At 62.8% G+C, this 26,288-nt stretch carries 26 protein-coding genes; 7 read left to right on the top strand and 19 right to left on the bottom strand.

The genetic code is table 11. The features are described from left to right. Nucleotides 1–333 precede the first annotated feature (333 nt). Nucleotides 334–699, bottom strand: a complete 366-nt coding sequence (locus ABIT12_RS10335) for a nuclear transport factor 2 family protein (protein ID WP_348045596.1) — start codon at nucleotides 697–699, stop codon at nucleotides 334–336. Between the two features lie 1,015 nt (nucleotides 700–1,714). Here ABIT12_RS10335 and ABIT12_RS10330 point away from each other — a divergent pair. After that, a complete protein-coding gene (locus ABIT12_RS10330; protein WP_348045594.1) occupies nucleotides 1,715–2,164 on the top strand; it encodes a DUF6968 family protein in 450 nt (149 codons plus the stop codon). Between the two features lie 108 nt (nucleotides 2,165–2,272). On the opposite strand, the gene ABIT12_RS10325 is transcribed toward ABIT12_RS10330, so the two are convergent. The 10 genes from ABIT12_RS10325 to htpX all read right to left on the bottom strand — a co-directional run bounded on the left by ABIT12_RS10325 (nucleotide 2,273) and on the right by htpX (nucleotide 16,177). Beyond that, entirely contained in the window at nucleotides 2,273–4,405 is a 2,133-nt protein-coding gene (locus ABIT12_RS10325) for a sodium-translocating pyrophosphatase (RefSeq protein ID WP_348045592.1), read from the bottom strand. Nucleotides 4,406–4,709: 304 nt separating this feature from the next. Further along, nucleotides 4,710–5,135: a metallopeptidase family protein gene (locus ABIT12_RS10320; protein WP_348045590.1), complete on the bottom strand. Its 426-nt coding sequence runs from the start codon at nucleotides 5,133–5,135 to the stop codon at nucleotides 4,710–4,712. After that, nucleotides 5,126–6,532, bottom strand: coding sequence for a 3-isopropylmalate dehydratase large subunit (gene leuC, locus ABIT12_RS10315; protein WP_348045588.1), 1,407 nt, complete (start codon nucleotides 6,530–6,532; stop codon nucleotides 5,126–5,128). The genes ABIT12_RS10320 and leuC overlap by 10 nt, the downstream gene beginning before the upstream one ends. A 232-nt stretch (nucleotides 6,533–6,764) precedes the next feature. Then, a complete protein-coding gene (locus ABIT12_RS10310) occupies nucleotides 6,765–8,123 on the bottom strand; it encodes an oligosaccharide flippase family protein (protein ID WP_348045586.1) in 1,359 nt (452 codons plus the stop codon). 85 nt (nucleotides 8,124–8,208) lie between these two features. Further along, the gene (locus ABIT12_RS10305) at nucleotides 8,209–9,465 is read right to left on the bottom strand and encodes an RNA polymerase sigma factor (RefSeq protein ID WP_348045584.1); all 1,257 of its coding nucleotides are present in this window, start codon (nucleotides 9,463–9,465) and stop codon (nucleotides 8,209–8,211) included. Between the two features lie 45 nt (nucleotides 9,466–9,510). Then, nucleotides 9,511–9,942: a YciI family protein gene (locus ABIT12_RS10300; protein WP_348045582.1), complete on the bottom strand. Its 432-nt coding sequence runs from the start codon at nucleotides 9,940–9,942 to the stop codon at nucleotides 9,511–9,513. Nucleotides 9,943–10,240: 298 nt separating this feature from the next. Continuing rightward, a complete protein-coding gene (gene purH, locus ABIT12_RS10295; RefSeq protein WP_407065612.1) occupies nucleotides 10,241–11,842 on the bottom strand; it encodes a bifunctional phosphoribosylaminoimidazolecarboxamide formyltransferase/IMP cyclohydrolase in 1,602 nt (533 codons plus the stop codon). Nucleotides 11,843–12,065: 223 nt separating this feature from the next. Beyond that, entirely contained in the window at nucleotides 12,066–13,712 is a 1,647-nt protein-coding gene (locus ABIT12_RS10290; protein ID WP_348045578.1) for a heparinase II/III family protein, read from the bottom strand. 173 nt (nucleotides 13,713–13,885) lie between these two features. Next, nucleotides 13,886–15,184 (bottom strand): RsmB/NOP family class I SAM-dependent RNA methyltransferase, encoded by a 1,299-nt coding sequence (locus ABIT12_RS10285; protein ID WP_348045576.1) that lies wholly within the window; start codon nucleotides 15,182–15,184, stop codon nucleotides 13,886–13,888. Nucleotides 15,185–15,193: 9 nt separating this feature from the next. Beyond that, nucleotides 15,194–16,177, bottom strand: a complete 984-nt coding sequence (gene htpX / locus ABIT12_RS10280; RefSeq protein ID WP_348045574.1) for a zinc metalloprotease HtpX — start codon at nucleotides 16,175–16,177, stop codon at nucleotides 15,194–15,196. A gap of 304 nt (nucleotides 16,178–16,481) precedes the next feature. Here htpX and ABIT12_RS10275 point away from each other — a divergent pair, with 304 nt between their 5' ends. Continuing rightward, the gene (locus ABIT12_RS10275) at nucleotides 16,482–16,676 is read left to right on the top strand and encodes a DUF1674 domain-containing protein (protein ID WP_348045569.1); all 195 of its coding nucleotides are present in this window, start codon (nucleotides 16,482–16,484) and stop codon (nucleotides 16,674–16,676) included. Here the strand turns inward: ABIT12_RS10275 and ABIT12_RS10270 are convergent. The 8 genes from ABIT12_RS10270 to ccmA form a co-directional block, all read right to left on the bottom strand. Beyond that, nucleotides 16,673–16,969: a type II toxin-antitoxin system RelE/ParE family toxin gene (locus tag ABIT12_RS10270; protein ID WP_348045567.1), complete on the bottom strand. Its 297-nt coding sequence runs from the start codon at nucleotides 16,967–16,969 to the stop codon at nucleotides 16,673–16,675. The genes ABIT12_RS10275 and ABIT12_RS10270 overlap by 4 nt on opposite strands. Then, complete coding sequence (locus ABIT12_RS10265) at nucleotides 16,962–17,231, bottom strand: type II toxin-antitoxin system ParD family antitoxin (protein ID WP_348045565.1); 270 nt, start codon at nucleotides 17,229–17,231, stop codon at nucleotides 16,962–16,964. Before ABIT12_RS10265 ends, ABIT12_RS10270 begins: the two co-directional genes overlap by 8 nt. A 75-nt stretch (nucleotides 17,232–17,306) precedes the next feature. Continuing rightward, complete coding sequence (locus tag ABIT12_RS10260) at nucleotides 17,307–17,786, bottom strand: SRPBCC family protein (RefSeq protein ID WP_348045563.1); 480 nt, start codon at nucleotides 17,784–17,786, stop codon at nucleotides 17,307–17,309. Nucleotides 17,787–17,807: 21 nt separating this feature from the next. After that, nucleotides 17,808–18,350: a DsbE family thiol:disulfide interchange protein gene (locus tag ABIT12_RS10255; protein ID WP_348045561.1), complete on the bottom strand. Its 543-nt coding sequence runs from the start codon at nucleotides 18,348–18,350 to the stop codon at nucleotides 17,808–17,810. Next, complete coding sequence (ccmD, locus tag ABIT12_RS10250) at nucleotides 18,350–18,520, bottom strand: heme exporter protein CcmD (RefSeq protein ID WP_348045559.1); 171 nt, start codon at nucleotides 18,518–18,520, stop codon at nucleotides 18,350–18,352. The genes ABIT12_RS10255 and ccmD overlap by 1 nt, the downstream gene beginning before the upstream one ends. Then, entirely contained in the window at nucleotides 18,517–19,275 is a 759-nt protein-coding gene (locus tag ABIT12_RS10245; protein WP_348045558.1) for a heme ABC transporter permease, read from the bottom strand. The genes ccmD and ABIT12_RS10245 overlap by 4 nt, the downstream gene beginning before the upstream one ends. Nucleotides 19,276–19,287: 12 nt before the next feature. After that, the gene (gene ccmB / locus ABIT12_RS10240) at nucleotides 19,288–19,953 is read right to left on the bottom strand and encodes a heme exporter protein CcmB (protein ID WP_348045556.1); all 666 of its coding nucleotides are present in this window, start codon (nucleotides 19,951–19,953) and stop codon (nucleotides 19,288–19,290) included. Next, entirely contained in the window at nucleotides 19,950–20,558 is a 609-nt protein-coding gene (gene ccmA / locus ABIT12_RS10235) for a heme ABC exporter ATP-binding protein CcmA (protein WP_348045554.1), read from the bottom strand. The genes ccmB and ccmA overlap by 4 nt, the downstream gene beginning before the upstream one ends. Before the next feature lie 206 nt (nucleotides 20,559–20,764). Here ccmA and acnA point away from each other — a divergent pair, with 206 nt between their 5' ends. The 5 genes from acnA to ABIT12_RS10210 all read left to right on the top strand — a co-directional run bounded on the left by acnA (nucleotide 20,765) and on the right by ABIT12_RS10210 (nucleotide 26,168). Continuing rightward, on the top strand, nucleotides 20,765–23,440 hold the full coding sequence (gene acnA, locus ABIT12_RS10230; protein ID WP_348045552.1) for an aconitate hydratase AcnA: 2,676 nt from the start codon (nucleotides 20,765–20,767) through the stop codon (nucleotides 23,438–23,440). 45 nt (nucleotides 23,441–23,485) lie between these two features. Further along, on the top strand, nucleotides 23,486–24,139 hold the full coding sequence (locus ABIT12_RS10225; RefSeq protein ID WP_348045550.1) for an HAD family phosphatase: 654 nt from the start codon (nucleotides 23,486–23,488) through the stop codon (nucleotides 24,137–24,139). A gap of 112 nt (nucleotides 24,140–24,251) precedes the next feature. Then, entirely contained in the window at nucleotides 24,252–24,989 is a 738-nt protein-coding gene (locus ABIT12_RS10220) for a DUF1223 domain-containing protein (protein ID WP_348045548.1), read from the top strand. A gap of 327 nt (nucleotides 24,990–25,316) precedes the next feature. Next, a complete protein-coding gene (locus tag ABIT12_RS10215; protein ID WP_348045546.1) occupies nucleotides 25,317–25,709 on the top strand; it encodes a DUF2794 domain-containing protein in 393 nt (130 codons plus the stop codon). Beyond that, nucleotides 25,710–26,168, top strand: a complete 459-nt coding sequence (locus ABIT12_RS10210) for a GNAT family N-acetyltransferase (protein WP_348045544.1) — start codon at nucleotides 25,710–25,712, stop codon at nucleotides 26,166–26,168. The last annotated feature ends 120 nt before the right edge of the window (nucleotides 26,169–26,288 follow it).

Here is a 26,288-nt window from a genome sequence, read left to right as displayed (position 1 = left end):
CGGAGTGAGCCAGCTGTCTTCCCCAGCGTTGAGCTTCCGAATGGACCGCCTGAGATGAGCGACCCCATCCCCCCGACTGTCATCCCCACTCCTTCACTCGTCATGACCGCGTTCCGGTGGGGTGATGGCGCAAGTGTACGGGAGGTTTGGGGGGTGGGGGATAAGATGGGCAAAGTGCTGCCCAGCGCTCGATGTCATTCCGGCGCAGGCCGGACTCCATGCGGTGAAATACTCCCGACGCTGGATGCGGATGGATGGCCACGGACCTGGATTCCGGCCTGCGCCGGAATGACTCGGTGGGTGGGGCGGGGGGATTTGCCCACCCACGGCGGTTCACTCCGCCGGGCATTTCTGGCTGAGGACGCACAGCCAGCTGCCGCCCGGCTGCCGCAGATAGATTTCGCTGATCCATTCGTCGGCGGTGTAGGGCACGCCATCCCAGGCGCCGGTGGAGATTTTGCGGGCGGTCATGATGGCAGTATCGCCGTGGATGACGATACGATCCGGCCCAATGGTTTCAAACGAAAAATGCTGCAATTTTCCGGCGGCAATCCAGCCGACGATATCGGCCTTGGGCACCGGGCCGGTCTCGGTGACGTAGACCCAGTCCTCGGCCATGAACGCCGCAACGGCGGGCGCGTCATTGGCAATGAGCGCGGCGTCCCAGGCGGCGGAGAGGGTGCGGAGGGTTTGGTGCATAGCGCTATCCAGATTTCTGCGGATCATAGACTGGAATAGTCAATCGACACCCACCCCTTGTGGGAGGGATCAAGGGTGGGGTGGGCAGCGCAGGCCGAGCTTGCGGAGGCAAACCCCCTTCCTGCTCGATCACGGACTTAGCAAGCTAAGTCCTATCTCGCTTCCCCTGCCATTCGAGCATAGCTCTCATGGCCTTCTCCGCTCAGATCGCGCCACTGGCGCGATCTGCCCTGGCGGGGCGCTACAAAGCCCCACAAGGGGGAGGGTAACCGCGGTGGGTTTGGCTTGATCTGGGCACAATCTGGCAACGCCACCGATGTCATTCCGGCGGAGGCCGGAATCCATGCGGTGAACGTTCCCGGTGCTGGATGCGAATGGATGGCCACGGACCTGGATTCCGGCCTCCGCCGGAATGACGCGGAGGGGGTGGGGGCTGCAGCGCATCAGCCCATCAGTCGACACCCTCCCCCTTGCGGGGCTCTGTAGCGTCCCGAAGGGCATGTCGCGCCAGCGGCGCGACATGAGCGAAAGAGGCCATGAGAGCTGCGCTCGAATGGCAGGGGATCAAGGGAGGGGGTAGGCCGCTTGCACCGAGCTTGCGGAAGCAAACCCCCTCCCTGCTCGATCACGGACTTAGCAAGCTAAGTCCTATCTCGCTTCCCTCCCCACAAGGGGGAGGGTGAACGTGGTGGGTTTGGCTTGATCGGGGAATGTTATCCCCGCCATTCAAAATGGAGACTATTGTGCTGTAAGCAGGACAATGAACGATGCGCTATGAAACACACATAAATAGAGCTGAATATGCGGTAGCCTCAGGAAAGCTCACCATCCTCGCTTTGCGACTGGAAGCGCTGCTCAGGAAATATGATCCGGCTCAGCCGCGTGTGCCTGCTGGACAATCGACGGGTGGACGCTGGGTTGGCGGAGTACTTGTTGCAGGCACGTGGGACGAGACGAAAAGGGCGGAATGCGAATTGCAGTATAAGGAGGACATTTTCCAGTGTGAGATGCTGCCTTGGAATCCCTTCTGCAGAGATCAAGCACGGTCTCGGATGACAGCTTGCATGAAAGGCGATCCGATACCGCCGTTTTTTCACGTGGGGCAGGAACGATGATTGCTGGGAAGCGGACACTTACGGTTGTAACCAGCGCGGGCGAACGAGCGGTTGAGGTGAGAATGTTTATCCCGGAGCCGGTGGGGTCGGCTTGGCATTGCCGGTATGAAATCGATTGGCCTGAAGGAAACGTAAGCAGTTTTACCGCCGGCAATGACGCGATTGCCTCGATGCACGGGACGATCGAAAAGATCGGCATGGAACTTTACATGAGCCGTTACCATCACGAGCGCAGGATGTGGTGGATCAAGGAATGGATTGGCTACGGCTTTCCACTGCCCAAGGGTGCACGCGATCTACTTATAGGTCACGACCAAGAATTTTACGGGGACGCTGGCACAAAGATATAAGAAGGCCCGGGATCGCTCCCGGGCCTTCTTCATTCTGTGCCCGTGGTTCGAGGCTTTGCTTACGCAAAGCACCTCACCATGAGGGGCTGGTGGGTGCGGTTGCGGCCGTTACCCCAGATGCGCCAATACCGCCAACAGCAGCAGGGCCACGATGTTGGTGATCTTGATCATCGGGTTGACGGCCGGGCCGGCGGTGTCCTTGTAGGGGTCGCCGACGGTGTCGCCGGTGACGGAGGCTTTGTGGGCGTCGGAGCCTTTGAGGTGCTTGACGCCGTGGCTGTCGACGAAGCCGTCTTCGAAGCTCTTTTTGGCGTTGTCCCAGGCGCCGCCGCCGGCGGTCATGGAGATGGCGACGAACAGCCCGGTGACGATGACGCCCATCAGCATGGCGCCGAGCGCCGAGAAGCCGGCGGCGGGGCCGGCGATCCAGTTGATCAGGAAGAACACCACGATCGGCGACAGTACCGGCAACAGGCTGGGCACGATCATTTCCTTGATCGCGGCCTTGGTCAGCATATCGACGGCGCGGCCGTAATCGGGCTTTTCGGTGCCGGCCATGATGCCCGGTCGTTCCTTGAACTGGCGGCGCACTTCAACCACCACCGACTGGGCGGCGCGGCCCACGGCGGTCATCGACATGCCGCCGAACAGGAATGGCAGCAGGCCACCAAACAGCAGGCCAACCACCACGTAGGGGTCAGCCAGCGAGAAGGTGAGCGTGCCCATGCCCTTGAAGATCGCCGGCGCATCAGGCAGGCCGGAGAAGTAGATCAGGTCCTGGGTATAGGCGGCAAACAGCACCAGGGCGCCGAGGCCAGCCGAACCAATGGCATAGCCCTTGGTGACGGCCTTGGTGGTGTTGCCGACGGCGTCGAGCGCGTCGGTATTGTGGCGCACGGTCTTGTCGAGACCGGCCATTTCGGCGATGCCGCCGGCATTGTCGGTGACCGGGCCGAAGGCGTCGAGGGCAACCACGATGCCGGCCAGGGCCAGCATGGTGGCGGCAGCGAAGGCGATGCCGAACAGGCCGGCCAGCTTGAAGGTGATGATGATGCCGGCAATGATCACCAAAGCCGGCAGGGCGGTGGATTCCAGCGACACGGCCAGACCCTGGATGACGTTGGTGCCATGGCCGGTGACCGAGGCTTCGGCGATCGAATTGACCGGGCGACGGCCGGTGCCGGTGTAATATTCGGTGATGACGATGATCAGCGCGGTGATGACCAGGCCGACAATGCCGCAACCGAACAGGTGCCATGGGGTGAAGCCACCGAGGTCGGCATTCATGTTGCCGCCGAACACCAGCGACAGCACTGGATAGAGCGCGATCAGCGAGAATACGCCGGTGGCGATGATGCCCTTGTAGAGCGCGCCCATGATGTTGTTGGAGGCGCCGAGCTTGACGAAATAGGTGCCGATGATCGAGGTGATGACGCAGGCGCCACCGATGGCCAGTGGCAGGATCATGCCGGAGAGCTTATAGGCTTCGGGCAAAACGATGGCGGCCAGAACCATGGTGGCGACGATGGTGACCACATAGGTTTCAAACAGATCGGCGGCCATGCCGGCGCAATCGCCGACATTGTCGCCGACGTTATCGGCAATGGTGGCGGGGTTGCGCGGATCATCTTCCGGGATGCCGGCTTCGACCTTGCCGACCATATCGCCGCCAACGTCGGCACCCTTGGTGAAGATGCCGCCGCCGAGACGGGCAAAGATCGAGATCAGCGAAGCGCCGAACGACAGCGACACCAGCGCATCGATGACGGTGCGGCTGGTGGGGGCGAAACCCATGCCGGTCAGGATCATGAAATACAGGGTAACGCCGAGCAGGCCGAGGCCCGCGACCAGCATGCCGGTGACGGCGCCGGACTTGAACGCCAGATCAAGGCCTCGGGCCAGCGAGGAAATCGCGGCCTGGGCGACGCGGACGTTGGCGCGCACCGAAACGTTCATGCCGATAAAGCCGGCAGCGCCCGACAGCACGGCGCCGATCAGGAAGCCGATGGCCGAATAGATGCCCAACAGGAAATAGGCGGCGATCAGGATGACCACGCCGACGGCGGCAATGGTGAGATATTGGCGTTTGAGATAAGCCGAAGCGCCTTCGCGCACGGCGGCGGAAATTTCCTGCATGCGCGCCGATCCCTGGTCAGCAGCCAGCAGCTGCCGCGTGGTGATCACTCCATAAACGATAGACAGACCGCCGCAGACGACGATCAGCCACAATGCCAAAGTCATAGAACGTCCCTCGATATAGTGTCCTCGAAAGCCCCGCCGGATGGTGCGATCCTCCAATCGCAGTCAGCCGGCCCTCCGCGGGCTTTCCCATGGCGGGGAGCTTATTCAGATTGGCCGCTTAAGCAATGGAAATTGCGCGGTTTTGTCGCGGTTGATCGCAGTCGTCGGCAGAGCCGCGATATTGTGGCTCCGCACCACCCCCTCCCAGCCTCCCCCATCGAGGGGAGGTGCCAGATCGAGTGCGCGGCACCATTGCCTCCAGCTCGATGCCGGGGTGACATCGCGCGTGGGGAGGCACCTGGCCTCAGTCTTCGTCCTGCGCTTCGATGGCTTCCATGTCGTCGTCGGAAAAGCCGAAATGGTGGCCGATTTCGTGGACCAGGACGTGGGTGACGATTTCGCCCAGCGTGTTGTCGTCGTTTTCGGACCAGTAATCGAGGATGGCGCGGCGATACAGCAGCACGGTGTTGGGCAATTGGCCGGTCTGGGGGGTGGCGCCGTCTTCGGTGAGGCCCGTGCCGACGAAAAGCCCCATCAGCTCGAACGGGCTATCCATGCCAAAGCCTTCGAGCACGTCGTCTTCGGCAAATTCGGCGACCGAGCAGGTGACGTCGGCGGCCAGGGATTTGAACGGCTCGGGCAGGGCGTCCAGCGCTTCAAGCGCCAGAGCGTGGAAATCGTCGAGGGAGGGCGCATAACGCCCTCCCCAGGCGTTGTTGGTCAGTGCCAATCGCGGATATCGACGAAGTGGCCGGTGACGGCGGCGGCGACGGCCATTTCGGGCGACACCAGATGGGTGCGGCCCTTGAAGCCCTGGCGGCCTTCGAAGTTGCGGTTGCTGGTCGAGGCGCAGCGCTCATGCGGCTTGAGCTTGTCGGGATTCATGGCCAGGCACATCGAGCAGCCCGGTTCACGCCATTCAAAGCCGGCTTCCTTGAAGATCACGTCAAGGCCTTCGGCCTCGGCCTGTTCCTTGACCAGACCCGAGCCGGGCACGACCATGGCCGAAATGGTGGGCACGACCTTGCGGCCCTTGATGGCGCCGGCAGCAACGCGCAGGTCTTCGATGCGGCCATTGGTGCAGGAGCCGATAAAGATCCGATCGAGGGTGATGTCGACCATTTTGGTGCCGGGCTTGAGGCCCATATATTCGAGCGCCCGCCACTTGGAAGCGCGCTTGTTCTCGTCGGCGATATCGTCCGGGTTCGGCACGGCGCCGGTGACCGAGATGACGTCTTCGGGCGAGGAACCCCAGGAAACGATCGGCGGCAGCTTGGCGGCGTCGAGGACCACCACCTTGTCGTAATGGGCGCCCTCGTCGGTATAGAGGGTCTTCCAGTATTCGAGCGCCATGTCCCAGGCCTTGCCCTTGGGCGCGCGGTTGCGGCCGTTGACATAGTCATAGGTGGTCTGGTCGGGCGCGATCAGGCCGGCGCGGGCGCCGCCCTCGATGGTCATGTTGCAGACCGTCATGCGGCCTTCCATGGACAGTGCCTGGATGGCTTCGCCGGCAAATTCGATGACGTGGCCATTGCCGCCTGCCGTGCCGATTTCGCCGATGATGGCGAGGATGATGTCCTTGGCGGTGACGTGGGGCGGCAGCTTGCCATCGACCCGCACCAGCATGTTCTTGGCCTTCTGCTGGATCAGCGTCTGGGTGGCCAGAACGTGTTCCACTTCTGAGGTGCCGATGCCGTGCGCCAGAGCGCCAAAGGCGCCGTGGGTCGAGGTGTGGCTATCGCCGCAAACGATGGTCATGCCGGGCAGGGTAAAACCCTGTTCCGGCCCGACAATGTGGACGATGCCCTGGCGCTTGTCGAAGGGGTCGAAATATTCGATGCCGAAATCCTTGGTGTTTTCAGCCAGCGTGGCGATCTGGATGGCGCTGTCAGGATCGGGATTGGGCAGGGAACGATCGGTGGTGGGCACGTTGTGATCGACCACGGCCAGGGTGCGCTCGGGATGACGAACCTTGCGGTTGTTCATGCGCAGGCCTTCGAAGGCCTGGGGGCTTGTCACTTCATGGACCAGGTGGCGGTCAATATAGAGCAGGGAGGTGCCGTCCTCATTGTTCTGGACGAGGTGGTCGTCCCAGATCTTGTCGTAGAGTGTGCGGGCCTTGCTCATGGCAATACGTGTCCAGTTATGCGTGGGATGGCTAATTTGGAGCCGTTCTAAGCCGGACGGCGGGAAGGGTCAAGATTTGCGCGCGTGTTCTAGGGTGTGTGGTGATTCAGTGATGTCGGGCTGCAAACGGCGATTCTCTGCGCTTCCGGTGCTCACGTACCAAACGTACGCTGCGCTCCGGTTCTCGAAAACCACCGTTTTCGCCTCGTCCTGACATGAATCCCCACACACCCTAGATGGCCGCAGGACGGTCAACCTGATGCCGGATGCTGAACACGCCCAACAGGCTGGTATCGAGCCCGATGCGCAGGCGGCACCAGGCGGCGATGGCGATCTGGGCGAGGATGCGCGAGGCCATGTTGGCGGCCGCGGCACCGACAATGCCATAGGTGGGGATGATGATGAACTGTGCCAAGAGGCCGATGCCCATGATGGCGCCGTAAATGGCGACATAAGCGCGTTCGTGCCCGGTCATCATCATGACGATCTTGGAGGGGCCGGTGGCGGCATCAAACAGCAGGCCGAGCGCCAGAAGTTCAAGCACGGTGGCGCCATCGGCATAGGCCGGGCCGAAGAACGACAGGATCAGCGTGCCGAAACCGGAAAAGCCGGCAAAGATCACCAGCGAGAACAGGAATCCGGCCCAGGCGCACAAGGCCGTGATGGCCTGCGCCTTGCGCATTTCGCCGGCGTGATAGTGCTGGGCGACCATGGGCGCGATCACCAATTCGATGGCGAAGGTGAACAGCGTCATCAGCCCGGCGGTGCGGAAGGCGTTGAAATACAGCCCCGAGCTTTCAAGGTTTACCATCAGGCCGACGAGGATCACGTCGGCATTGAGGGTCACGGTTTCGATCAGCGCACCCAACAGCAGCCAGCGGCTGATATTGCCGCGTTCCTGCCAATAGGCGCGCACGCCGGTAATGGCGGGGGTCAGCGCATAACCGCGCGACGTGGCAAAGAAATATTGCAGCGCCAGAGCGACAAACAGGATGGCGGCCGACAGTACCAGCGCATCGGGACCGCTGAGCACGATGCCGACCGCGAACAGACCCAGCACGGAAGCGGGGAGGGCAGTGCGCCATAATATGTCGCGCGGGATCAGAGCGGTCCACAGCGAGCCCTGCGCCCGCAGCGCCGAGGAATTGTACTCGGCCATGGCCAAGGGCAGGATCAGGAAAGCGGCGCCGTAATAGTGCTTGTTGGTATCGCCGAAATAGACAAAGCGGGTGACGATATAGACCAGGATGCACATGGCGACGGTAAGGAAGATGCCCGCGCCAATGGTCAGCGTCGAGCCGACGCGGACCGAGGCGATGGCTTTGTCGCCCTTGCCGGAGACGGTATCCTGGGCCCAGAAGCGCAGGACGGCAGTGGGCTGGCCGACACTGGCGGCAATAGCCAGCACGGTGGCGATGGCGAGACCAAAGGCGAAGTGGCCGTATTCATCGTTGGTCATGGTGCGCGAGAGCACGACATAGGTGACATAGGTCAGCCCGGCAGTGGCGACCTTGATGAACAGCGATGCTACGGAGCGCCAGAGCCCATTGCTGAGCAGTGACGACAGGTCCGACGGAATTCTAAACCGCATATATGCCTCGTAATCCGGCCTTACGCGGGCCGGACATGCCATTTTAGGCACGTCAACATCTACAGCGTCTTACGATAAGATTAAGTTACCGTAGGGCGGCGGCAGCCCGCGCCCGCAGCAGGGCACGTTCGCGTTCATTGCGGGTCAGCCCGGCGGCGCGCTCGAATTCCTGGCCGGCTTCGGCCTTGCGGCCGAGCTTTTCGAGCAGGTCGCCACGCACGGTGGCGAGCAGGTGATAGGTCTTGAGCGCGGGTTCGGCGCGCAGGGTATCGGCGTGGTCGAGGCCCGCCTGTGGCCCGAAAGCCATGGAGATGGCGACGGCGCGGTTGAGTTCGATGATCGGCGACGGCGCGATTTCGGCCAGTTCGCCATAGAGGGCGGCGATCCTGGCCCAATCGGTGTGTTCGGGGCGCGTGGCGCGGGCATGGCAGGCGGCGATGGCAGCTTGCAGCGCATAATAGCCTTTGGCGCCGCCGAGCTGTTCGGCGTGCGCCAGGCCGTCGAGGCCGCGATTGATCAGCACCCGGTCCCAGGCGCCACGGTTCTGGTCGAGCAGCAGGATCGGCTCGCCCCGTGCATCGACGCGGGCGAACTGGCGCGACGCCTGGATTTCCATCAGCGCCAGCAGGCCATGCACTTCGGGTTCGGCAGGGGCGAGACGGGCGAGGATGCGGCCCATGCGGATGGCGTCTTCGCACAGTTGCGGGCGCATCAGATCCTGCCCCACCGTAGCGGAATAGCCTTCATTGAAAATCAGATAGAGCACTTCGAGCACCGAGCCGACGCGCTGGTGGCGCTCGTCGCCAAGTGGCGTTTCGAATTTTACCCCGGCTTCGCTGAGGCTTTTTTTGGCGCGCACGATACGCTGGGCCATGGTTGGTTCGGGCACGAGGAAGGCGCGGGCGATTTCATCGGTGGTGAGGCCGCCGATCAGCCGCAGGGTCAAAGCGCAGCGGGCTTCGCGCGACAGCACCGGATGGCAGGAGACGAACATCAGGTTGAGCAGGTCATCGCCAACATCGTCGTCGAGCCGCTCGGCGGGATCGGGGGCTTGCCCGTCGGTTTCCAGATCGTGCGCGACCTCGACCAGCTTGCGGGCAACCATGGTGTTGCGGCGGAAATAATCGATGGCACGGCGCTTGGCGGTGGTCATCAGCCAGGCGCCTGGATTGGTGGGCACGCCGATATCGGGCCATTGCCGAAGCGCCACCAGCAGCGCGTCCTGCGCCAGCTCTTCGGCCAGCGAAATATCGCGCACCATGCGCGTCAGCCCGGCGACAAGCCGGGGCGCTTCGATGCGCCAGACGGTTTCGATGGCATTATGGGCGGAACTGGTGGTCACGATGGTGGATCAGAGCATTGCCGATCCACCACGGCAAGAGGGCGGTCAGTCTTTGGTGATCGGTTTCTGGTTGGCGTCGCGCCAGGCCTGTTCTTTTTCCAAGTGTTCTTCGGTGACGGTATCGACGGCAAAATCGGTGGCTTCGAAGGCCTTGCGCAGCTCGATCTCCTGGCCGTTATACATCGGCACGCGCTTGGCCCATTCGAGCGCATCGGCATAGGAGGGCACCTGGATCATCCAGAAACCCGAGATCAGCTCCTTGGTTTCGGCAAACGGGCCATCGGTGACGATGATCTGGCCAGCCTTGTTCTGGATGCGCGCGCCGTTCTTTGACGGGTGCAACCCGTCGGCGGCGAGCAGGATGCCGGCTTCGATCAACTGCTCGTTGAAGGTGCCCATCGCGGCGATGACTTCGGACCTGGGCGGAACGCCGGCTTCGGTATCAGGCGTGGCTTTGACGAGGATCATGAAACGCATGGACAGTCTCCGGTGTGGCACTGGCAATATCGCCCGCCTTGCCATCACAACGAGTGGGGTTTGGGGAAATCGACACGAGCGGGGATTGTTTTCAAGGGGCTTTTTTGTGGAGCGTGACCCACGCTCGATGTCACCCCGGCGCGGGCCGGGGCCTATCCCCAAATCTCAAGATGGATCCCGGCCTGCGCCGGGATGACATCGTGGTTTGACGCGGGTTGGAGTGCAACGGCTGGATTGTAAGAGCCCTCGGGTCGAGCCCGAGGGTGATGAGCGGTGGGAGTGGCGGCCCTTGCCGGTCCTAATGCCGGAAGTGGCGCATGCCGGTGAAGACCATGGCGATGCCGGCCGCGTCAGCAGCGGCGATGACTTCGGCGTCGCGCATCGAGCCGCCGGGCTGGATGACGGCGGTGGCGCCGGCTTCGACCAGGGCCTCAAGGCCGTCGGCGAAGGGGAAGAAGGCGTCCGAGGCGACCACCGAGCCTTTGGTCAACGCGCCATCAATACCGGCGACCTTGGCGGCGTCGATGGATTTGCGATAGGCGACCAATGCCGAATCGACGCGGCTCATCTGGCCGGCGCCGATGCCGACGGTGGCGCCATCCTTGACATAGACGATGGCGTTGGACTTGACGTGTTTTGCCACTTTGGCGGCCAGTTTCAAGTCAGCCATTTCGGCATCGGTGGGCTGGCGCCTGGTGACCACCTTGAGCTCGCAATCATCGACATTGCGATTGTCGCGGGTCTGCACCAGCATGCCGCCGGCAACCGAACGCACCGTGAGCCCATCGGCCTTGGAATCGGCCAGGCCGCCGGTCAGCAGCAGGCGCAGGTTCTTCTTGGCGGCGATGATATCGATGGCTTCCTGGGTGGCGGACGGGGCGACAATCACCTCGGTGAACACCTTGACGATTTCGGTGGCGATGGGGCCGTCGATTTCGCGGTTGACCGCGACAATGCCGCCAAAGGCGCTGGTGGTGTCAGTGCGCAGCGCCAGCTTGTAGGCATCGATGATATTGTTCGCGACGGCGACGCCGCAGGGATTGGCGTGCTTGATGATGGCGACGGCGGCGGTCTGGCTGGCGTCGAATTCGGAGACCAGTTCGAACGCGGCGTCGGTGTCGTTGATATTGTTGTAGCTCAGGGTTTTGCCTTGAACCTGCCTGGCGGTGGCGACGCCGGGGCGGTTATCGCCATTGGAATAAAATGCCGCCCATTGATGGGGGTTTTCACCATAGCGCATGACTTCGCGCAGGGCGCCGGAAAAGCTGCGATAGGGGATTTCGGGATAATCGATGGCCTTGGCGAACCAGGTGGAAATGGCACCATCATAGGCGGCAGTGCGGGCATAGGCCTTGGCGGCGAGGCGTTGGCGCAAGGCGTAGGGAACGCCGCCGGTGGCGGTGATCGCAGCGAGGATTTCGGGATAATCGGCGGGATCGACCACGACTGTGACGTAAGCGTGGTTCTTGGCCGCCGAGCGGATCATCGCCGGGCCGCCGATATCGATATTTTCGATGATGGTGTCGTAGTCGGCGCCCTTGGCGACGGTTTCTTCGAACGGGTAGAGGTTGACGGCCACCAGTTCGATACCGCCGATCTGGTGCTCGTCCATCGAGGCCTTATGGTCAGCCTTGTCGCGCACCGACAGGATGCCGCCATGCACCTTGGGGTGCAGGGTCTTGACGCGGCCATCCATCATTTCGGGAAAGCCGGTGAGATCGGAAATGTCGCGCACCGGCATGCCGGCATCGGCGATCAGCTTGTGGGTTTTGCCGGTGGTGACCAGTTCGACGCCGGCGGCGGTGAGGCCCCGGGCAAACTCGACCATGCCGGCCTTGTCAAAAACCGAAAGCAAAGCCCGCCCGACCTTGACCGTCTTGCCGTCGCTCATATCCGCCATCCAATGTTGAGGTGATGGCGGGGCTTTAGCGCATTTGGGTGGAAGGGGGCAATAACGGAGATGGCTGAAGTTATGCGGTTCAAACCTTCCAACTATCCCCGCAGGTTCCCTCGGGCTTGACCCGAGGGTCGCTCTCAACAGGGTGTGCGCTTACAGTGGCCCTCGGGTCGAGCCCGAGGGAACGCGGTGCGGAGGTTGGTGAGTTGCCCTGTTGAGCTTAGGCTCAGCCCTGTTCGCGGGTAAAGATCCAGGCGATTTCGCGGCCGGGTTCGACTTCGGTTTCCAGAACCAGCTGATTGGTGCGGTTGAAACCGACATAGGCCGACTGGCGGACGCTTTCTTCCTCGCGCAGTTCGGCGCCTTCCCAGAGGAAGCTCCAGACCGCGCCATTGGGCAGGACCAGCCGGACGATGCCTTCGCCGCGATTACGGCGAAGCATGATGCCGGGGGAGAGGTGGAAGCGTACGCTGATGACGCCCGAGACCGGGGTGGTGCCGCTGGCCTTCATTTCATCCTGGCCGACCAGCGTGGTGCCGCCGGCCAAAAGGGTAAGCCGGCGTTCCAGCGCCACGCCGAACCGGGCGGCATAGCCGTCATTGCCCAGGGTCAACAACTGATCGGCGGCGTTGAGCATGATGGTGGGGGCAGCGCCGGTGCGCACCGGCAGGCCGGAAAGCAGGCCCTTGTCGCGGATCGGGGCGGCGCTCTGGGCATTGATGGTGGGGGCGGAATGGGCCACGCCCTGCCGGAACAGCAGTTTGCTCTGCGGCAGATCGGCGGGGGCGGGGCCGCAATTGCCGATGATCAGTTCGGTGCCGTGGCTGAATTCAAAGCTCAGGCCGCCGGAATGGGTATCGGCGGCAAAATCGGGTTCGGGGATGCGGCCGCCATCGGCGATGACCACGGCGTCGCCATCGCGCAGGATGCCATAGCCGCCGAGCACGGTGGATTTGCGGCGCTGGGCGGTGCCATTGGCCTGCACGGCGATGAGCACGTCATGGGCCAGATGGCCGGTGCCATTGGCATAGACCGGCTCGCCGCTGCCCAGGGTCAGCACGTCGAGCGCGGCGTGCATGCGATCAACCTGGGCGCCCAGTTCGTTGGTCAGTTCGCTCTTGAGCGCATTGAGTGAGCGGCGGACGCTGGAGAGTTCAACCAGCAACTGCAACTGGGTGCGGGGGCTGCGCGAAAAGTGCATGCCGCCCTTGTCGATCTGGTCGGCGAGAATGGCATTGAGCTGGGTGACGCGATCTTCGACATCGAGCTTGCCATTCTGGTCGCAGACGGCGGCGCCGACCAGGGCGATGGCGGCAAGCAGGCGATCGACCGGATTGGCGGCAAAGCGGCGGCGAACCCGCAGGCTCTGGATCTGGGTGCCGAGGCACCGCAGGATGGTGCGGGTCTGGTCGGCATTGGCGCCTTCGAGCAGCAAAGGCAGATGGCGCAGCCAGTTCAGCACGCGCTGGGCGCAGATGCCCAGGGCCCAGGTCTGACGATCGAACTGGCCTTCGCGGCCGATCCAATCGAGCACCAGGGTGCGGGCAAAGCGGCGTTCGCCTTCGTCGCGCACATCGCGGAAATGGCGCAGCCAGGAAAAGCCCTGCAGGTTGGTTTCCCAATCGGCGTGCTCGACGTCGATGCCGAAAGGGGAGACGCCGCCGGTTTCGACGAGTTTTGAGGCGAGCAGATAGCGGCCCGCCATCATGTCGCGGACGGCTTCGCGGTCGCTGGGGCGATATTCGGGCAGGGCACCGCCGAATTTTTCTTCGGCCAGGCCGGTCCAGCTCCAGCGCAGCAGCGGCATGGTGACGATGTAGTCGGCAATGATCAGCGCGCGGCGCCGGGCGGCAAAGCGCAGGGCTTCAAGCATTGACATGCTCCGCCGCGTGTCTGCCTGACACTGGTGATAGAAAAGCCCGCACGCTTACCGACCCACTCAACTCATCTGCCGAACCGAAGCGCGCTCACGCTGCGGTGGCCGCCCCAACGATTGTGTCGCATCGCTGCCGCGGAAAACCGGTTCCCACTTTTCCACGCGATGCTTTAGCGACGCCGGAAGCGCGCCACGAAAAACCCGTCCATTCCCCCCGGCTGGCCGCCCGGCGCCATGCCCGGATGGGTGCGCAACACGCCCCTGGCCGAAACCGCCCCGTCGAGGCCGGAAAGTTCATCTGCCTCGATCGGCAGCAGTTCCAGTTCGGGCAGGCGCTCGAGCGCCCAATCGACCTGCGCTTCGCCCTCTTCGGGCTCCAGCGAGCAGACGCAATACAGCAACACTCCGCCCGGATTGAGGCAGCGGAAGGCGTTGATCAGCAAGGCCCGCTGCAGGCTGACGCGGCCGGCGATATCGGCGGCCATGCGATGCCAGATGACTTCGGGATGGCGGCGAAAGGTGCCGGTGGCCGAGCAGGGCGCATCGAGCAGGATGCCGTCATAGCCCGATTCGGGGGCATAGCTGCCGGCATCGGCAGTGATGGTTTCAGCGGCGTAATTGAGCCGGGCCAGGTTGGTCTTGAGCCGTTCCATGCGGTTGGCGTCGCTATCGAGCGCGGTGACCTGATAACCGGCCTTGATCAATTGCGCGGTCTTGCCGCCGGGAGCGGCGCAGAGATCGAGCACCCGCGCGCCGGGGGCGAGGTTGAGCAGGCGGGCGGGAAGGGCGGAGGCGGCATCCTGCACCCACCAGCGGCCTTCGGCATAGCCGGGCAGCGCTTCGACCGGCTTGTCGCGGGTCTGGATGCGGACGGTATCGGCGATCACTGGCGTGGCGCCGAGCATTTCGATCAGCTCGGGATCATTGTCCTTGAGCGTCAGATCGAGCGGCGCGCCGGCGATCAGCGCATCGGTAAACAGCGGAATGGCGGCGTCGCCATAGGCGGTGACCCAGGTATCACCAAAGGTTTCAGGGATCAGCAGATCGTCCGAAAGCAGCGAATATTTGGCGGAATTGGCCTGGGCACGGCGCAGCACGGCATTGATCAGCCCGGTCAGGTGCTGGGCCTTCTTGTCGCGCTTGAGCGCTTCGACGGCCAGGAACAGGGCGCTGTGGGCGCCCAGGTCAGGCAGATAAACCAGTTGGGCGATCGACAGGCGCAGCACGGCTTCGAAGCTGCCGGACTTGCCGGGCATGCCTTTTTCAAGCAGCGCGTGGATGATGAAGCTGATCTGGCCCTGCCGGCGCAAAGCTGTGGTGATCAGCCGGTTGGCGGTGGCGCGATCGCGGCTATCGGCAATATCAGCTGCGCCAAGGGCGACGAAATTGTCGCCACCCAGGACGGTGCGCAGGCGCTCGGCCGCAGCAAGGCGCAGGGCCAGCCCCGCCGGTTGTTTTTTCGCTGTCAAAACGTTCAATTATCCCCAGGGACCGCGTTGTCCACCACTATCGCCGGTCTGTCCGGTCTGTGGTACGCGCCAGCCCCCGCCGCTTGCCGGCGTAATGTTGCGCGGGCTTGGACGAGGTTCGGCTTTGCGGCCCTTATCGTCCACTCGCATGCTTGCTGCAAGGTTTGTGAGCGCTTCGATGCGGTTGGCAGTGTCGGGATGGGTGGAAAACAGGTTGTCCATCCGCTGGCCGCTGAGCGGATTGATGATGTACATATGGGCCATTGCCGGGTTCTGTTCGGCCGCAACATTGACTTTTTGATGCGCAGCGCCAGCGATCTTTTGCAGGGCCGAAGCCAGCGCCATCGGGTCGCCGGAAATCTCGGCGCCGGCTTTGTCGGCCTCATATTCGCGGGTACGGCTGATCGCCATCTGCACCAGCATGGCGGCGACGGGGGCTAGAAACACCATCAGGATGGCGCCGAAGCCGCCGAGCGGATTGTCACGCCGATTGCCGCCGCCAAAGAACAGGCCGAACTGGGCCAGCATGGAAATGGCGCCGGCAAAGGTGGCGGTGATGGTCATGGTCAGGGTATCGCGATTGCGGATATGGCCCAGTTCATGGGCGATCACCGCGGCGACTTCATGGGTCTGCAACTGCTGGAGCAGGCCCGAGGACACAGCGACGGCAGCGTTTTCCGGATTGCGGCCGGTGGCAAAGGCATTGGGCTGATCGGTCTGGATCAGATAGACGGCTGGCGTCGGGATGCCGGCGCGCTGGGACAGGATGTGGACCATGTCGTAGAGTTCGGGCGCCTGGCTCTGGGCCACGGGCACGGCGTTCTGCATGCGCAGCACCAGCTTGTCGGAATTCCAGTAGCCGATGACATTGGTGGCCAAAGCCACGCCAAAAGCGATCATCATGCCGGCGGTGCCGCCGATGACGTAGCCGACGGCCATGAACAGCGCGGTGAGGGCCGCGAGCAGGACGGTGGTGCGAAACGTGTTGAACATTGAGCTGCGTTCCTTCTAGTCTATGAGACCGTTTGTGAACTCTACTCTGGCGGTCGTCTGACACGATTTTCTGCGCTTCCGGTGCTCACGTACCAACGTACGCTGCGCCATAGCCCTTCGAGCGTAGCTCTACGGGCGTTCTTCGCTAAAAAGGTCCACTGGACCTTTTTCAAAAAGCTCATCACTTCTCGAAAACCACGCCAGCCAACACACCAGAGCAAGTTTCCAAACGTCTCTGTGCCAATTAAATTGGGTCGCCAGGGGTTCCCTGCAAGACTTCTGTCCAAACCGTAACCTATTGACCATGACCGACCAAGAGCCCGACCAAGCCAAACCCCTTACCGATGCTGCCCGCCGGGCGCTGGCCGAAGCCGCAGCGCGTCGCAAGGCAATCGATGAAAAGGCCGCGAATGCCCCTAAGGAAGAAGGCGGGCGCGGCGGGCTGGAGCCGGCGCGCTATGGCGATTGGGAGATCAAGGGGCTGACCAGCGACTTTTAGGCTGGGTCGCCCGGCCGGCGAACGCTGCTCATGTGAATGACGCTGACGATGAGGACGCCATCGGTAGATGGCTCGTAAAAGATGCGATGGCTGCCGTGCTCGTGCCGTCGCATGGCGGCGTTGAGCGGATCAGCACGTCGGCCCATCGCCGGATTGTCGGCCAGCAACTGGAAGACGTGGCTGAGTTTGAGTTGATAGGCAGCGGCCTGATCGAACCCGAATGTCATCAGGCCGAAAACAAAAATGTCTTCGATCTCGGAGCTGGCGATGTCGGTGAGGCGATAGCTAGCCAAGCTTTTTCTGCCGCGCCTCGACCTTGCGGACCGCGTCAGCAAAAATTTCGTCGAGTGTTTTGGTGCTGATGCCGCTGGCCAGCGATCTATCAAGCTTTTCACGCAGGGCGTCGGTCATCTCGAAGCTGGCATCGCGCAATTCCTTGTCCTTGCGCACCAGATCGCGCACGTAGTCGCTGGTCGAAGCGTAGTCACCCTCGCCAACCAGAGCCTCGATCCAGTCCTTCAACGGCTCGGGCAGTGACACTGTCATTGTGGCCATTATGGTCTCCTTTGGCTCCAGAATAACAAAGTTTCACAAAGTTTCCTATCCAGTCGGCTTCCTGGAAGGCGCAGATCAGGTCCGCCCTTCCGCGTACCGCGCCAGGTTTTCCAGCGACGAGGCCAGGCCCCTGTCATGATCTGCCTTGCCGATGCCCGGCGGGACTTTTTCGCAGGTGATGGTGACTTCGGTGGCGCCGTCCCTGGGTGTGAGCACCCAGGCCATGGTCATGGTGCCGGCAAAGCTGGGGTCTTCGGACTGGAACTTCACCGCCTGCACCACGCGCTCGTTGGGGATCATGCCGATAAAGGCAACGTCGACGATATCAGCGTCAGCGGAGGTTTTGCCGGAGGTTTCGTGGCCGGCCTCGGTATAGGTCAGGACCATGCGGTAGCTGCCGCCGGGGCGCGGATCGAAAGTGAAGAATTCGCCGCTCATGCCCTTGGGTGGCAGCCATTTAAGCAGCGCTTCGGGATCGATGAAGGCATTGTAAAGGGTCGGCGGGCTGGCCTTGATCAAGCGTGAGGCGCGGTCAGTGCGGCGAACGTCGGTCATGTGGTGCTCCCCCCTGCAGGGTCAGCTGGTCTTGCCCTGTGCCTGCTTAATGGCTGGCAGCAGGTCCCGTTCCACCGCCTCGGGGCTGAGGGGGCCGACATGCTTGAAGGCGATCACCCCCTGGGCATCGACAAGGAAGGTTTCGGGCACGCCATAGACGCCCCAATCGATGGAAACGCGGCGGTCGGCATCGGCGCCGATGGCGTCATAGGGATTGCCCAGCTCGTCGAGAAACGCCTTGGCGTTCTGGGCGGTATCGGCCTGATTGATGCCGAAGAGGCGCACCCCCGAAACGTCCTTGAGCGCGGTCAGGATCGGGTGTTCGGCGCGGCAGGGAATGCACCAGCTGGCAAAGACGTTGACCACGGTAACTTCGCCCTTGAGCGCGGCGGTATCGAAGCCGGGCACGCCCAGATCGGCGACGGCGGGCAGCGTGAATTGCGGCGCTGGCTTGTCGATCAGCACCGAGGGGATGTAGCCGGGGTCGCGGTTGAGGGAATAGTAGAACACACCGAGCAGACCGAGCAGCGCCACAAAGGGCAAAGCGAAGAGGACGTAGCGCATCAGGCTGGGTCCGCCGAGCGGCGGCGGATGCCCTGCGCGTCGAGCGCCCTGAGGCGAGCCTCTATGCGACGGGCATCGAGCACGGTGGTGGCGAGCAGGCCGGCAACGGCGATGGCGACGCCAATATAGGCCCAGATAATGAAGACGGCGTGGGGTCCCAGATCGATCATGCCGAGGCTCCGGCAGCGCGCTTTTCCAGGGTCATCACCTTGCGCCGCTTCACTTCGGTGTGGATGGCAACCAGATGCAGCAGCAGGAACAGGAAGGTGAAGGCAAAGAACATGATGAACAGTGGCAACAGGATCGAGCCGGGCATGTGCGGGCCGCCGGGGGTGAAAACGCTGGCGGGCTGATGCAGGGTACTCCACCAATCGACCGAGAACTTGATGATCGGGATGTTGACCGCGCCGACGAGGGTGAACACGGCAATGACGCGAGCGGCGCGGAGCTGGTCGTCAAAGGCGCGCCACAGCGCGATGATGCCGAGGTAGATCAGCAGCAGGACGAGGGTGGAGGTCATGCGGCCGTCCCATTCCCAGAAGGTGCCCCAGGTGGGGCGGCCCCAGAGCGAGCCGGTGAACAGCGCCAGCGCGGTGAACACGGCGCCGAGCGGCGCGGCGGCTTTCATTGACACATCGGCCAGTGGATGGCGCCAGACCAGCGTGCCGAGCGCAGAGGCCGCCATGATGGCGTAGACGAACTGGCTGAGCCAGGCATTGGGGACGTGGATGTACATGATGCGCACCGTCTCACCCATCTGGTAGTCGGCGGGCGAGTGGAAGAACGCGAAATAGAGCCCAACGACGAACAGTAGCGCGGTGATTGCCGCCAGCGGCCAGATCAACGGTCGGCTCCAGGCCACGAACTGACCTGGATGGGCGATGCGGCTGAACCAGTTGGGCTTGGGGGCGATATCGATGCTCATGGGCAAATTGCTCTAGTCTTCGCCCGAACTTATCGCAAGTGCGGCGGCAAAGGGAGCCAGAGCGGTGGTGATGAGGCTGATTGCCGCAAGAAACAGCAGCGCCCCGCCGGTTTGATCGGGGCCTGGCCCGGTGGAAATGGCGCCGACGCCGAAGATCAGCACAGGGATGGCCAGTGGCAGGATCAGCACCGGGGCGATCAGCCCGCCGCGCCTGATGGAAACCGTGACGGCAGCGCCGATGGCGCCGAGGGAAACCAGCGCCGGCGTGCCGAGCAATAGCGACAGGATGGCGCGGCCGAGGCTGGTCAAATCCATGGCCAGCATGATTGCCAAGAGTGGACTGGCCAGCAGCAGCGGCACGGCGGTGAGCAGCCAATGGGCAATCACTTTTGCGGCAACGATGGCGGCAAAGGGCAGATCGGCGTGGCGCAACAGGGTCAGGGTGCCGTCGTCATGGTCGGCGCGGAACAGCCGGTCGAGCCCGAGCAGCATGGAGAGGAAAGCGGCGATCCAGACGATGCCGGGGGCGAGTCTGGCCAAAAGGATTTTGTCCGGGCCGATGGCGAAGGGCACGATGACGCCGATCATGACGAAGAACAGTACCAGCGTCAGCACATCGCCGCCGCCGCGCAGCGCCAGCTTGAGTTCGCGGGTGATGATGGCGGTAAAAGCAGTCATGACGTGCCGCCGAGGGTGAGTACGCTGATGCGGGCCGGGTCGCGCAAAGGCAGGTCGTCGTGGGTGGCGGCGATAACGAGGCCGCCCAAGTCGAGATGCTGGTCGATCAGGCGGCCGACCAGGGCGTCGCCGGCGCTGTCGAGCGCGGCCATGGGTTCATCGAGAAGCCAGACCGGGCGGGCGGTGACCAGCAGGCGGGCGAGAGCCAGGCGGCGGGATTGGCCAGCGGAGAGATAGCCGGCGTCGAGTGCGGCGATGGAGCCGAGGCCGACTTCATCAAGGGCGGTTTGGACGGGGAGGCCGGTGGGGCCGTTGACCGCTGCCCAGAAGGTCAGGTTTTCGGCAACACTCAGGCGGGGCTTGATGGCGTTCTGGTGGCCGAAAGAGTGCAGCAGCGGCGGGCCATCGGCTTCGGCGCCAGTCAGCGTCATGGTCCCGGCGGTCGGGGTGATCATGCCGGCCAGCGTCAGCAGCAGTGTGGTCTTGCCGGCGCCATTGGGTCCGCGCAGGGCCAGGGCCGATCCGCTTTCGATGGAAAAATCGAGAGCATTGAACAGCAGTTTATCGCCCCGCTGGCCACCAAGGCCGCGAACTGTCAAAGTCATGTGACGAAAGGCTTGCCGTTCTGTCATGGCCCCATGTCGTATTGAAGCTCTCACCGCACTGGCAAGGCCCAATTTGTTTAACTATAAGCACTTATAGATTGGACTCATTCCAGGAAAGGCGATGCGTTCTGGCCGCGGGGAGATGTTGAAATCCCTGTTTTCCGGCCCCTGCGCAGCGCCCTGTAACGCAACGACAGGCGGGCACCGTGACCTCTTCGCTCAATAGCTTCAAATCGAAAACCACGCTCGACGTGGGCGGCAAGACCTATACGTATTTTTCGCTGCCGCTGGCCGAAAAGAACGGCCTGGCCGGGGTGACCAAGCTGCCCGGTTCGATGAAGGTGGTGCTGGAAAACCTTTTGCGCTTCGAGGACGGCATCACGGTGACCAAGGCCGACATTCTGGCGATTGCCGAATGGCTGAAGACCCGCACCTCCGAGCATGAGATTTCCTACCGCCCGGCCCGGGTTTTGATGCAGGATTTTACCGGCGTGCCCGCCGTGGTCGATCTTGCCGCGATGCGCGATGCGACCGCCAAGCTCGGCGCCAATCCGCAAAAAATCAACCCGCTGGTGCCGGTCGACCTAGTGATCGACCATTCGGTGATGGTGGACAATTTCGGCACCCCCGGCGCGTTCAAGCAGAACGTCGATCTGGAATATGAACGTAATGGCGAGCGCTATGAATTTTTGCGCTGGGGCCAGAAGGCGTTCGACAATTTCCGCGTGGTGCCACCCGGCACCGGCATCTGCCATCAGGTGAACCTGGAATATCTGGCGCAGACCGTGTGGATTCGTGACGAAGACGGCGAAACCGTCGCTTATCCGGATACGCTGGTAGGCACTGACTCGCACACCACCATGGTCAATGGCATGGCCGTGCTCGGCTGGGGCGTGGGCGGGATCGAGGCGGAAGCGGCAATGCTGGGCCAGCCGATCACCATGATGATCCCGGAAGTGGTCGGCTTCAAGATGACCGGCAAGATCAATGAAGGCATTACCGCCACCGATCTGGTGCTGACGGTCACCGAAATGCTGCGCAAGCGCGGCGTGGTCGGCAAGTTCGTCGAATTTTATGGCCCGGGGCTGGATTACCTGTCGCTCGAAGATCAGGCGACGATTGCCAATATGGCGCCCGAATATGGCGCGACCTGCGGCTATTTCCCGGTCGATGACGACACGCTGAAATATCTGACGACCTCGGGCCGCGAACCGCATCGCGTGGCGCTGGTCGAAGCCTATTCGCGCGCCCAGGGCATGTATCGCGAAACCAATTCGGCCGATCTGATCTTTACCGATACGCTCGAACTCGACCTGACCACGGTGGTGCCGTCGATCTCTGGTCCGAAGCGTCCGCAGGACCGGATTGCGCTGGATCAGGCCAAGGACAAGTTTGCCGCTGCGCTGCCCAAGGAATTCGGCAAGGAAGACCATCCGGCCATTCCGGTGGAAGGCACGTCCTACACGATCGGTCATGGTGACGTGGTGATTGCGGCCATTACCTCATGCACCAATACGTCGAACCCGTCGGTGCTGGTTGCTGCGGGTCTGGTGGCGCGCAAGGCGCGGGCGCTGGGGCTGAATTCCAAGCCATGGGTCAAGACCTCGCTGGCACCCGGCTCGCAGGTGGTGACCGATTATCTCGACAGCGCTGGCCTGTCGGCAGACCTCGATGCCATCGGCTTCAACCTCGTGGGTTATGGCTGCACCACCTGTATCGGCAATTCGGGCCCGCTGCCGGTGGAAATCTCCAAGGCCGTACAGGCCGGCGATCTGGTCGCGGCCTCGGTGCTGTCGGGCAACCGCAACTTTGAAGGCCGGGTGAACCCGGACGTCAAGGCCAACTTCCTCGCCTCGCCGCCGCTGGTGGTGGCCTATGCCATTGCTGGTTCGATGAATATCGACATCACCAAGGACCCGATCGGGGTCGGTTCGGATGGCAAGGATGTTTACCTCAAGGACATCTGGCCGTCGAACCACGAGATTGCCGAAATCGTCCGCAAGAACGTCACCAAGGAGATGTTCCAGGGCCGTTACTCGGACGTGTTCAAGGGCGACACCAACTGGCAGGGCATCGCCATCGAAGAAAGCGAGACCTATGGCTGGAACTCCGGTTCCACCTATGTGCAGAACCCGCCTTACTTCGAAGGCATGACCATGACGCCAAAGCCGGTGACCAATATCAAGGATGCGCGCGTGCTGGCGCTGTTCCTTGATTCGATCACCACCGACCATATTTCTCCGGCCGGCTCGTTCAAGGCCTCGACCCCGGCGGGTAAATATCTGGAAGAACGCCAGGTGGCGCCGCGCGATTTCAACTCCTATGGCGCCCGTCGCGGCAATCATGAAGTGATGATGCGCGGCACCTTTGCCAATATCCGGATCAAGAACCAGATGCTGGCCGGCGTCGAAGGCGGCTATACCAAGGGCCCCGATGGCTCGCAGATGGCCATTTATGATGCCGCCATGGCCTATCAGGCGCTGGGCACGCCGTTGGTGGTGTTTGCCGGCAAGGAATATGGCACCGGCTCGTCGCGTGACTGGGCGGCCAAGGGCACCACGCTGCTCGGCGTCCGCGCGGTGATTGCGCAGTCGTTCGAGCGCATCCACCGCTCCAACCTGGTGGGCATGGGCGTGTTGCCGCTGCAGTTCTCCGATGGCGAAAGCTGGCAGACGCTGGGGCTGGATGGCACCGAGACAGTGACCATCGAGGGCGTCACCGAAATCGTGCCGCGCGCCAGCGTGGCGGTAAAGATCGTTTCGGCCAATGGCACGGAACGTACCATTATCACCCGCTGCCGTATCGATACCGCCAACGAGCTGGAATATTACAAGCACGGGGGCATCCTGCACTATGTGCTGCGCAGCCTGGTGGCAGCATAAATCCAAAGCCCCGGTTCGCCGGGGCTTTTTCTTTCTGGAGTGCCGATGCTGGTCATTTTCGATTGCGATGGCGTGCTGATCGACAGCGAAGTGATCTATTGTGCGGTCGATGCCGAGGCACTGACCGGGCTGGGCCATCCGACCTCGGCCGCCGATATCGCGCGGCGGTTTACCGGCGTCACCCATCGCGAGGCGTGGGAGACGATTTCGGCCGAAATCGGGTTTGAGCAGCCTGATGATTGGCTGCAGGGCATTGCCGCGGAATGCAAACGGCGGCTGGCCGAGGATCTGCAACCGATTGCTGCCGCGGGCGATACGGTCCGGACGCTCAAGGGCCGCGGCGTGGACTTGTGTGTTGCCTCGTCAACACGGCTCGATGCGCTGCGGACCAATCTGGGGCATGCGGGGCTGTTGGAACTGGTTGATCCACATGTGTTTTCGGCGAGTCAGGTGAAACGCTCCAAGCCGGCGCCGGATGTGTTCTTGCATGCGGCAGCGCAAATGGGGTTCGATCCGGGCGAGTGCCTGGTGGTCGAGGATTCGGTGGCGGGGGTGACTGCAGCGCGGCGCGCCGGGATGCGGGTGCTCGGGTTTATCGGGGGCGGCCATGCCTATGATGGCCTGACCGAGCGGCTGGGCGAGGCGGGTGCTTTTGCCGTGGTGTCCAGCCTGAGCGATGTGCTGGATCACGCCCGTTAACGGCCTGGATTGTCGGGCAAAGACCGGCGCGTCAACCATCGGCCGACAAATCCACAAGTCTCACCCTGAAGTGACTGGCGGGACCATGGGGCGCTGCCGTACAACGGGGGCCATGATCTCTAGACGTCTGCTGGGCACAAGTTTCAGTTTTGCCGCCTTGCTGGCTCTTGCCGTTCCGGCCGGAGCCGAGGAGGCGCGCGTGCATCCCAAGGCAGTGGTGGAATTGTTCACCAGCCAGGGGTGTTCGTCATGCCCGCCTGCCGATGCGCTGCTGACCAGGATCAGCACCGGGCAGGATGTGATCGCTTTGGCCTATCACGTCAATTATTGGGACTATGTCGGCTGGCCCGACACGTTCGGGGCCGAAGCCAATTCGGACCGTCAGCGGGCCTATGCCAAAAGCTGGGGCTCGTCGCGCATCTATACCCCGCAAATGGTGGTCAATGGCGTCAAGGGCGTGGTGGGGTCGCGGGCGCGCGATGTCAATACCGCCCTGGGCAGCGCCAGCCTGCCACTGCCGGTCAGCGTCAGTGCCGCCAACAACATGGTCGCCATCGATATCGAGGGCAAGACCGGGCTCGACAATGCGGTGGTGTGGCTGGTGACCTATGTCGGCAAGGCCGATGTGGTGATCGAGCGCGGCGAAAATGCCGGCAAGACCATGCGCTATACCAATGTGGTCAATGCCCGGCAGGTGCTGGGCCTGTGGGAAGCCCAGAACGGCGCACATCTCAAACTGCCGCTGGGCGAATTGCTGACCGGCCAGACCAATGGCCTGGCGGTGCTGGTGCAGCAGGAACACGACGGGCTGCCCGGCGCGATCATCGGCGCGGCCGCAATCGAGCGGTAGGACTTCAGTTCATTTTCACGATCACCCGGTGGCTAAACACCGCGCGCCAGATCAAAAAAATCCCGCTCCTGGGGGCAGGAGCGGGATAGACTGACTGGGTCAGAATAGGGCGATCAGCAGGCAGGCTTCAAGGTTGGGGGCTCGGTCCGCCCGCCTGCCGATCACTGGAGGCAATGGTTGAATACTGCCTGCGCATTTGGACGCAAGCAGGGAAACAATGTGACCAAAATGGGGAATCTGTGCGCCCAATTCGGCCCAATTCCGAAACGCTTGCCAACTTTGGCGAATGCCGCAATCATGACGGGGTTGTCATGAGGAGATGCATCCTTGGCGGATGGCCAATCGCCCAGCGAAAAGACCGGACCGATCACGCTGGTGCATGCCGCCGAGCCGCCAGCTCAGGGCGGGCCGTCGCGCCTGCCCGCCATCGTGGCGTTCGATCGCAAGGAACTGGCGATGATCCTGTCGGTCTATGGCCGCAAGGTCAGTGCGGGCGACTGGCGCGACTACGCCATGGATTTTCTGCGCGAGCGGGCGGTATTTTCGATCTATGCGCGGGTCTCTGAGCGCCCGCTCTATATCGTGGAAAAAACCCCTCGGCTGCGCAACCGGCAGGGACAGTTTTCGGTGACCAACCAGCAGGGCCGTATCCTCAAGCGCGGGCATGATCTGGGGCTGGTGTTGCGCGTACTCGATCCGCAATTGGTGCTGGTGCGCTAGGTGCTGGTGCGGCGGGCGCTGCCGGCCGATATCGAGGCGATGAGCGCGGTGATGACTGCCTCAATCACCGAGCTTTGTGCGGCCGACCATCATGATGATCTGGCTGAAATTACCCATTGGACCCGCAACAAATCGCCGGACGGAGTTCGCGCGATGCTGGCCAATCCGGCGTTATCGCTGTTTGTTGCCGAACTGGATGGTGCGGTGGTCGGCGTGGCAGGGACTGAGGGCGATACCGTTGCGCTCAACTATGTGGCGCCGGAAGCGCGTTTTGCCGGTGTCAGCAAGGCGCTGATGGCGCGGCTGGAAGCAGAGTTGAAGGCTTCAGGTCACGCGACGGGGCGGCTGTTCAGTTCGGCGACGGCGCGCCGGTTTTATCAGGGCATCGGCTGGATCGACGCGGGCGAGACGGGCCCGGATTATGACCGGTCAGGACGGCCGATGCGGAAGGTGCTTTAGCGCGAGCCCGGGCGTTCTCGAAAAGAACCCCTCACCCGTCTCGCGCTTTGCGCGATCCACCCTCTCCCGCAAGGGGCGAGGGTTGGCTCCACTCTTGCCGCTCCCCTGCATTCCCTTCTC

It is taken from the genome of Devosia sp., assembly GCF_039927955.1.
In the GTDB taxonomy this organism is placed as follows: Bacteria; Pseudomonadota; Alphaproteobacteria; order Rhizobiales; family Devosiaceae; genus Devosia.
Note: the sequence above shows the minus strand (reverse complement) of the source record. Positions and strands in the feature narration are given on the sequence as shown.

Excerpts from the sequence above, each read along its gene's own strand:
- purH (WP_407065612.1), bottom strand. The coding sequence starts at position 11,842 with ATGGCGGATATGAGCGACGGCAAGACGGTCAAGGTCGGGCGGGCTTTG.
- ABIT12_RS10260 (WP_348045563.1), bottom strand. The coding sequence starts at position 17,786 with ATGACCGACGTTCGCCGCACTGACCGCGCCTCACGCTTGATCAAGGCC.
- ABIT12_RS10225 (WP_348045550.1), top strand. The coding sequence starts at position 23,486 with ATGCTGGTCATTTTCGATTGCGATGGCGTGCTGATCGACAGCGAAGTG.
- ABIT12_RS10245 (WP_348045558.1), bottom strand. The coding sequence starts at position 19,275 with ATGAGCATCGATATCGCCCCCAAGCCCAACTGGTTCAGCCGCATCGCC.
- ABIT12_RS10325 (WP_348045592.1), bottom strand. The coding sequence starts at position 4,405 with ATGACTTTGGCATTGTGGCTGATCGTCGTCTGCGGCGGTCTGTCTATC.
- ABIT12_RS10220 (WP_348045548.1), top strand. The coding sequence starts at position 24,252 with ATGATCTCTAGACGTCTGCTGGGCACAAGTTTCAGTTTTGCCGCCTTG.
- ABIT12_RS10310 (WP_348045586.1), bottom strand. The coding sequence starts at position 8,123 with ATGCGGTTTAGAATTCCGTCGGACCTGTCGTCACTGCTCAGCAATGGG.
- ABIT12_RS10255 (WP_348045561.1), bottom strand. The coding sequence starts at position 18,350 with ATGCGCTACGTCCTCTTCGCTTTGCCCTTTGTGGCGCTGCTCGGTCTG.
- ABIT12_RS10300 (WP_348045582.1), bottom strand. The coding sequence starts at position 9,942 with ATGCGTTTCATGATCCTCGTCAAAGCCACGCCTGATACCGAAGCCGGC.
- leuC (WP_348045588.1), bottom strand. The coding sequence starts at position 6,532 with ATGAGCAAGGCCCGCACACTCTACGACAAGATCTGGGACGACCACCTC.
- ABIT12_RS10265 (WP_348045565.1), bottom strand. The coding sequence starts at position 17,231 with ATGGCCACAATGACAGTGTCACTGCCCGAGCCGTTGAAGGACTGGATC.
- ccmB (WP_348045556.1), bottom strand. The coding sequence starts at position 19,953 with ATGACTGCTTTTACCGCCATCATCACCCGCGAACTCAAGCTGGCGCTG.
- ccmD (WP_348045559.1), bottom strand. The coding sequence starts at position 18,520 with ATGATCGATCTGGGACCCCACGCCGTCTTCATTATCTGGGCCTATATT.
- ABIT12_RS10275 (WP_348045569.1), top strand. The coding sequence starts at position 16,482 with ATGACCGACCAAGAGCCCGACCAAGCCAAACCCCTTACCGATGCTGCC.
- ABIT12_RS10290 (WP_348045578.1), bottom strand. The coding sequence starts at position 13,712 with ATGCTTGAAGCCCTGCGCTTTGCCGCCCGGCGCCGCGCGCTGATCATT.
- ABIT12_RS10335 (WP_348045596.1), bottom strand. The coding sequence starts at position 699 with ATGCACCAAACCCTCCGCACCCTCTCCGCCGCCTGGGACGCCGCGCTC.
- htpX (WP_348045574.1), bottom strand. The coding sequence starts at position 16,177 with ATGTTCAACACGTTTCGCACCACCGTCCTGCTCGCGGCCCTCACCGCG.
- ccmA (WP_348045554.1), bottom strand. The coding sequence starts at position 20,558 with ATGACTTTGACAGTTCGCGGCCTTGGTGGCCAGCGGGGCGATAAACTG.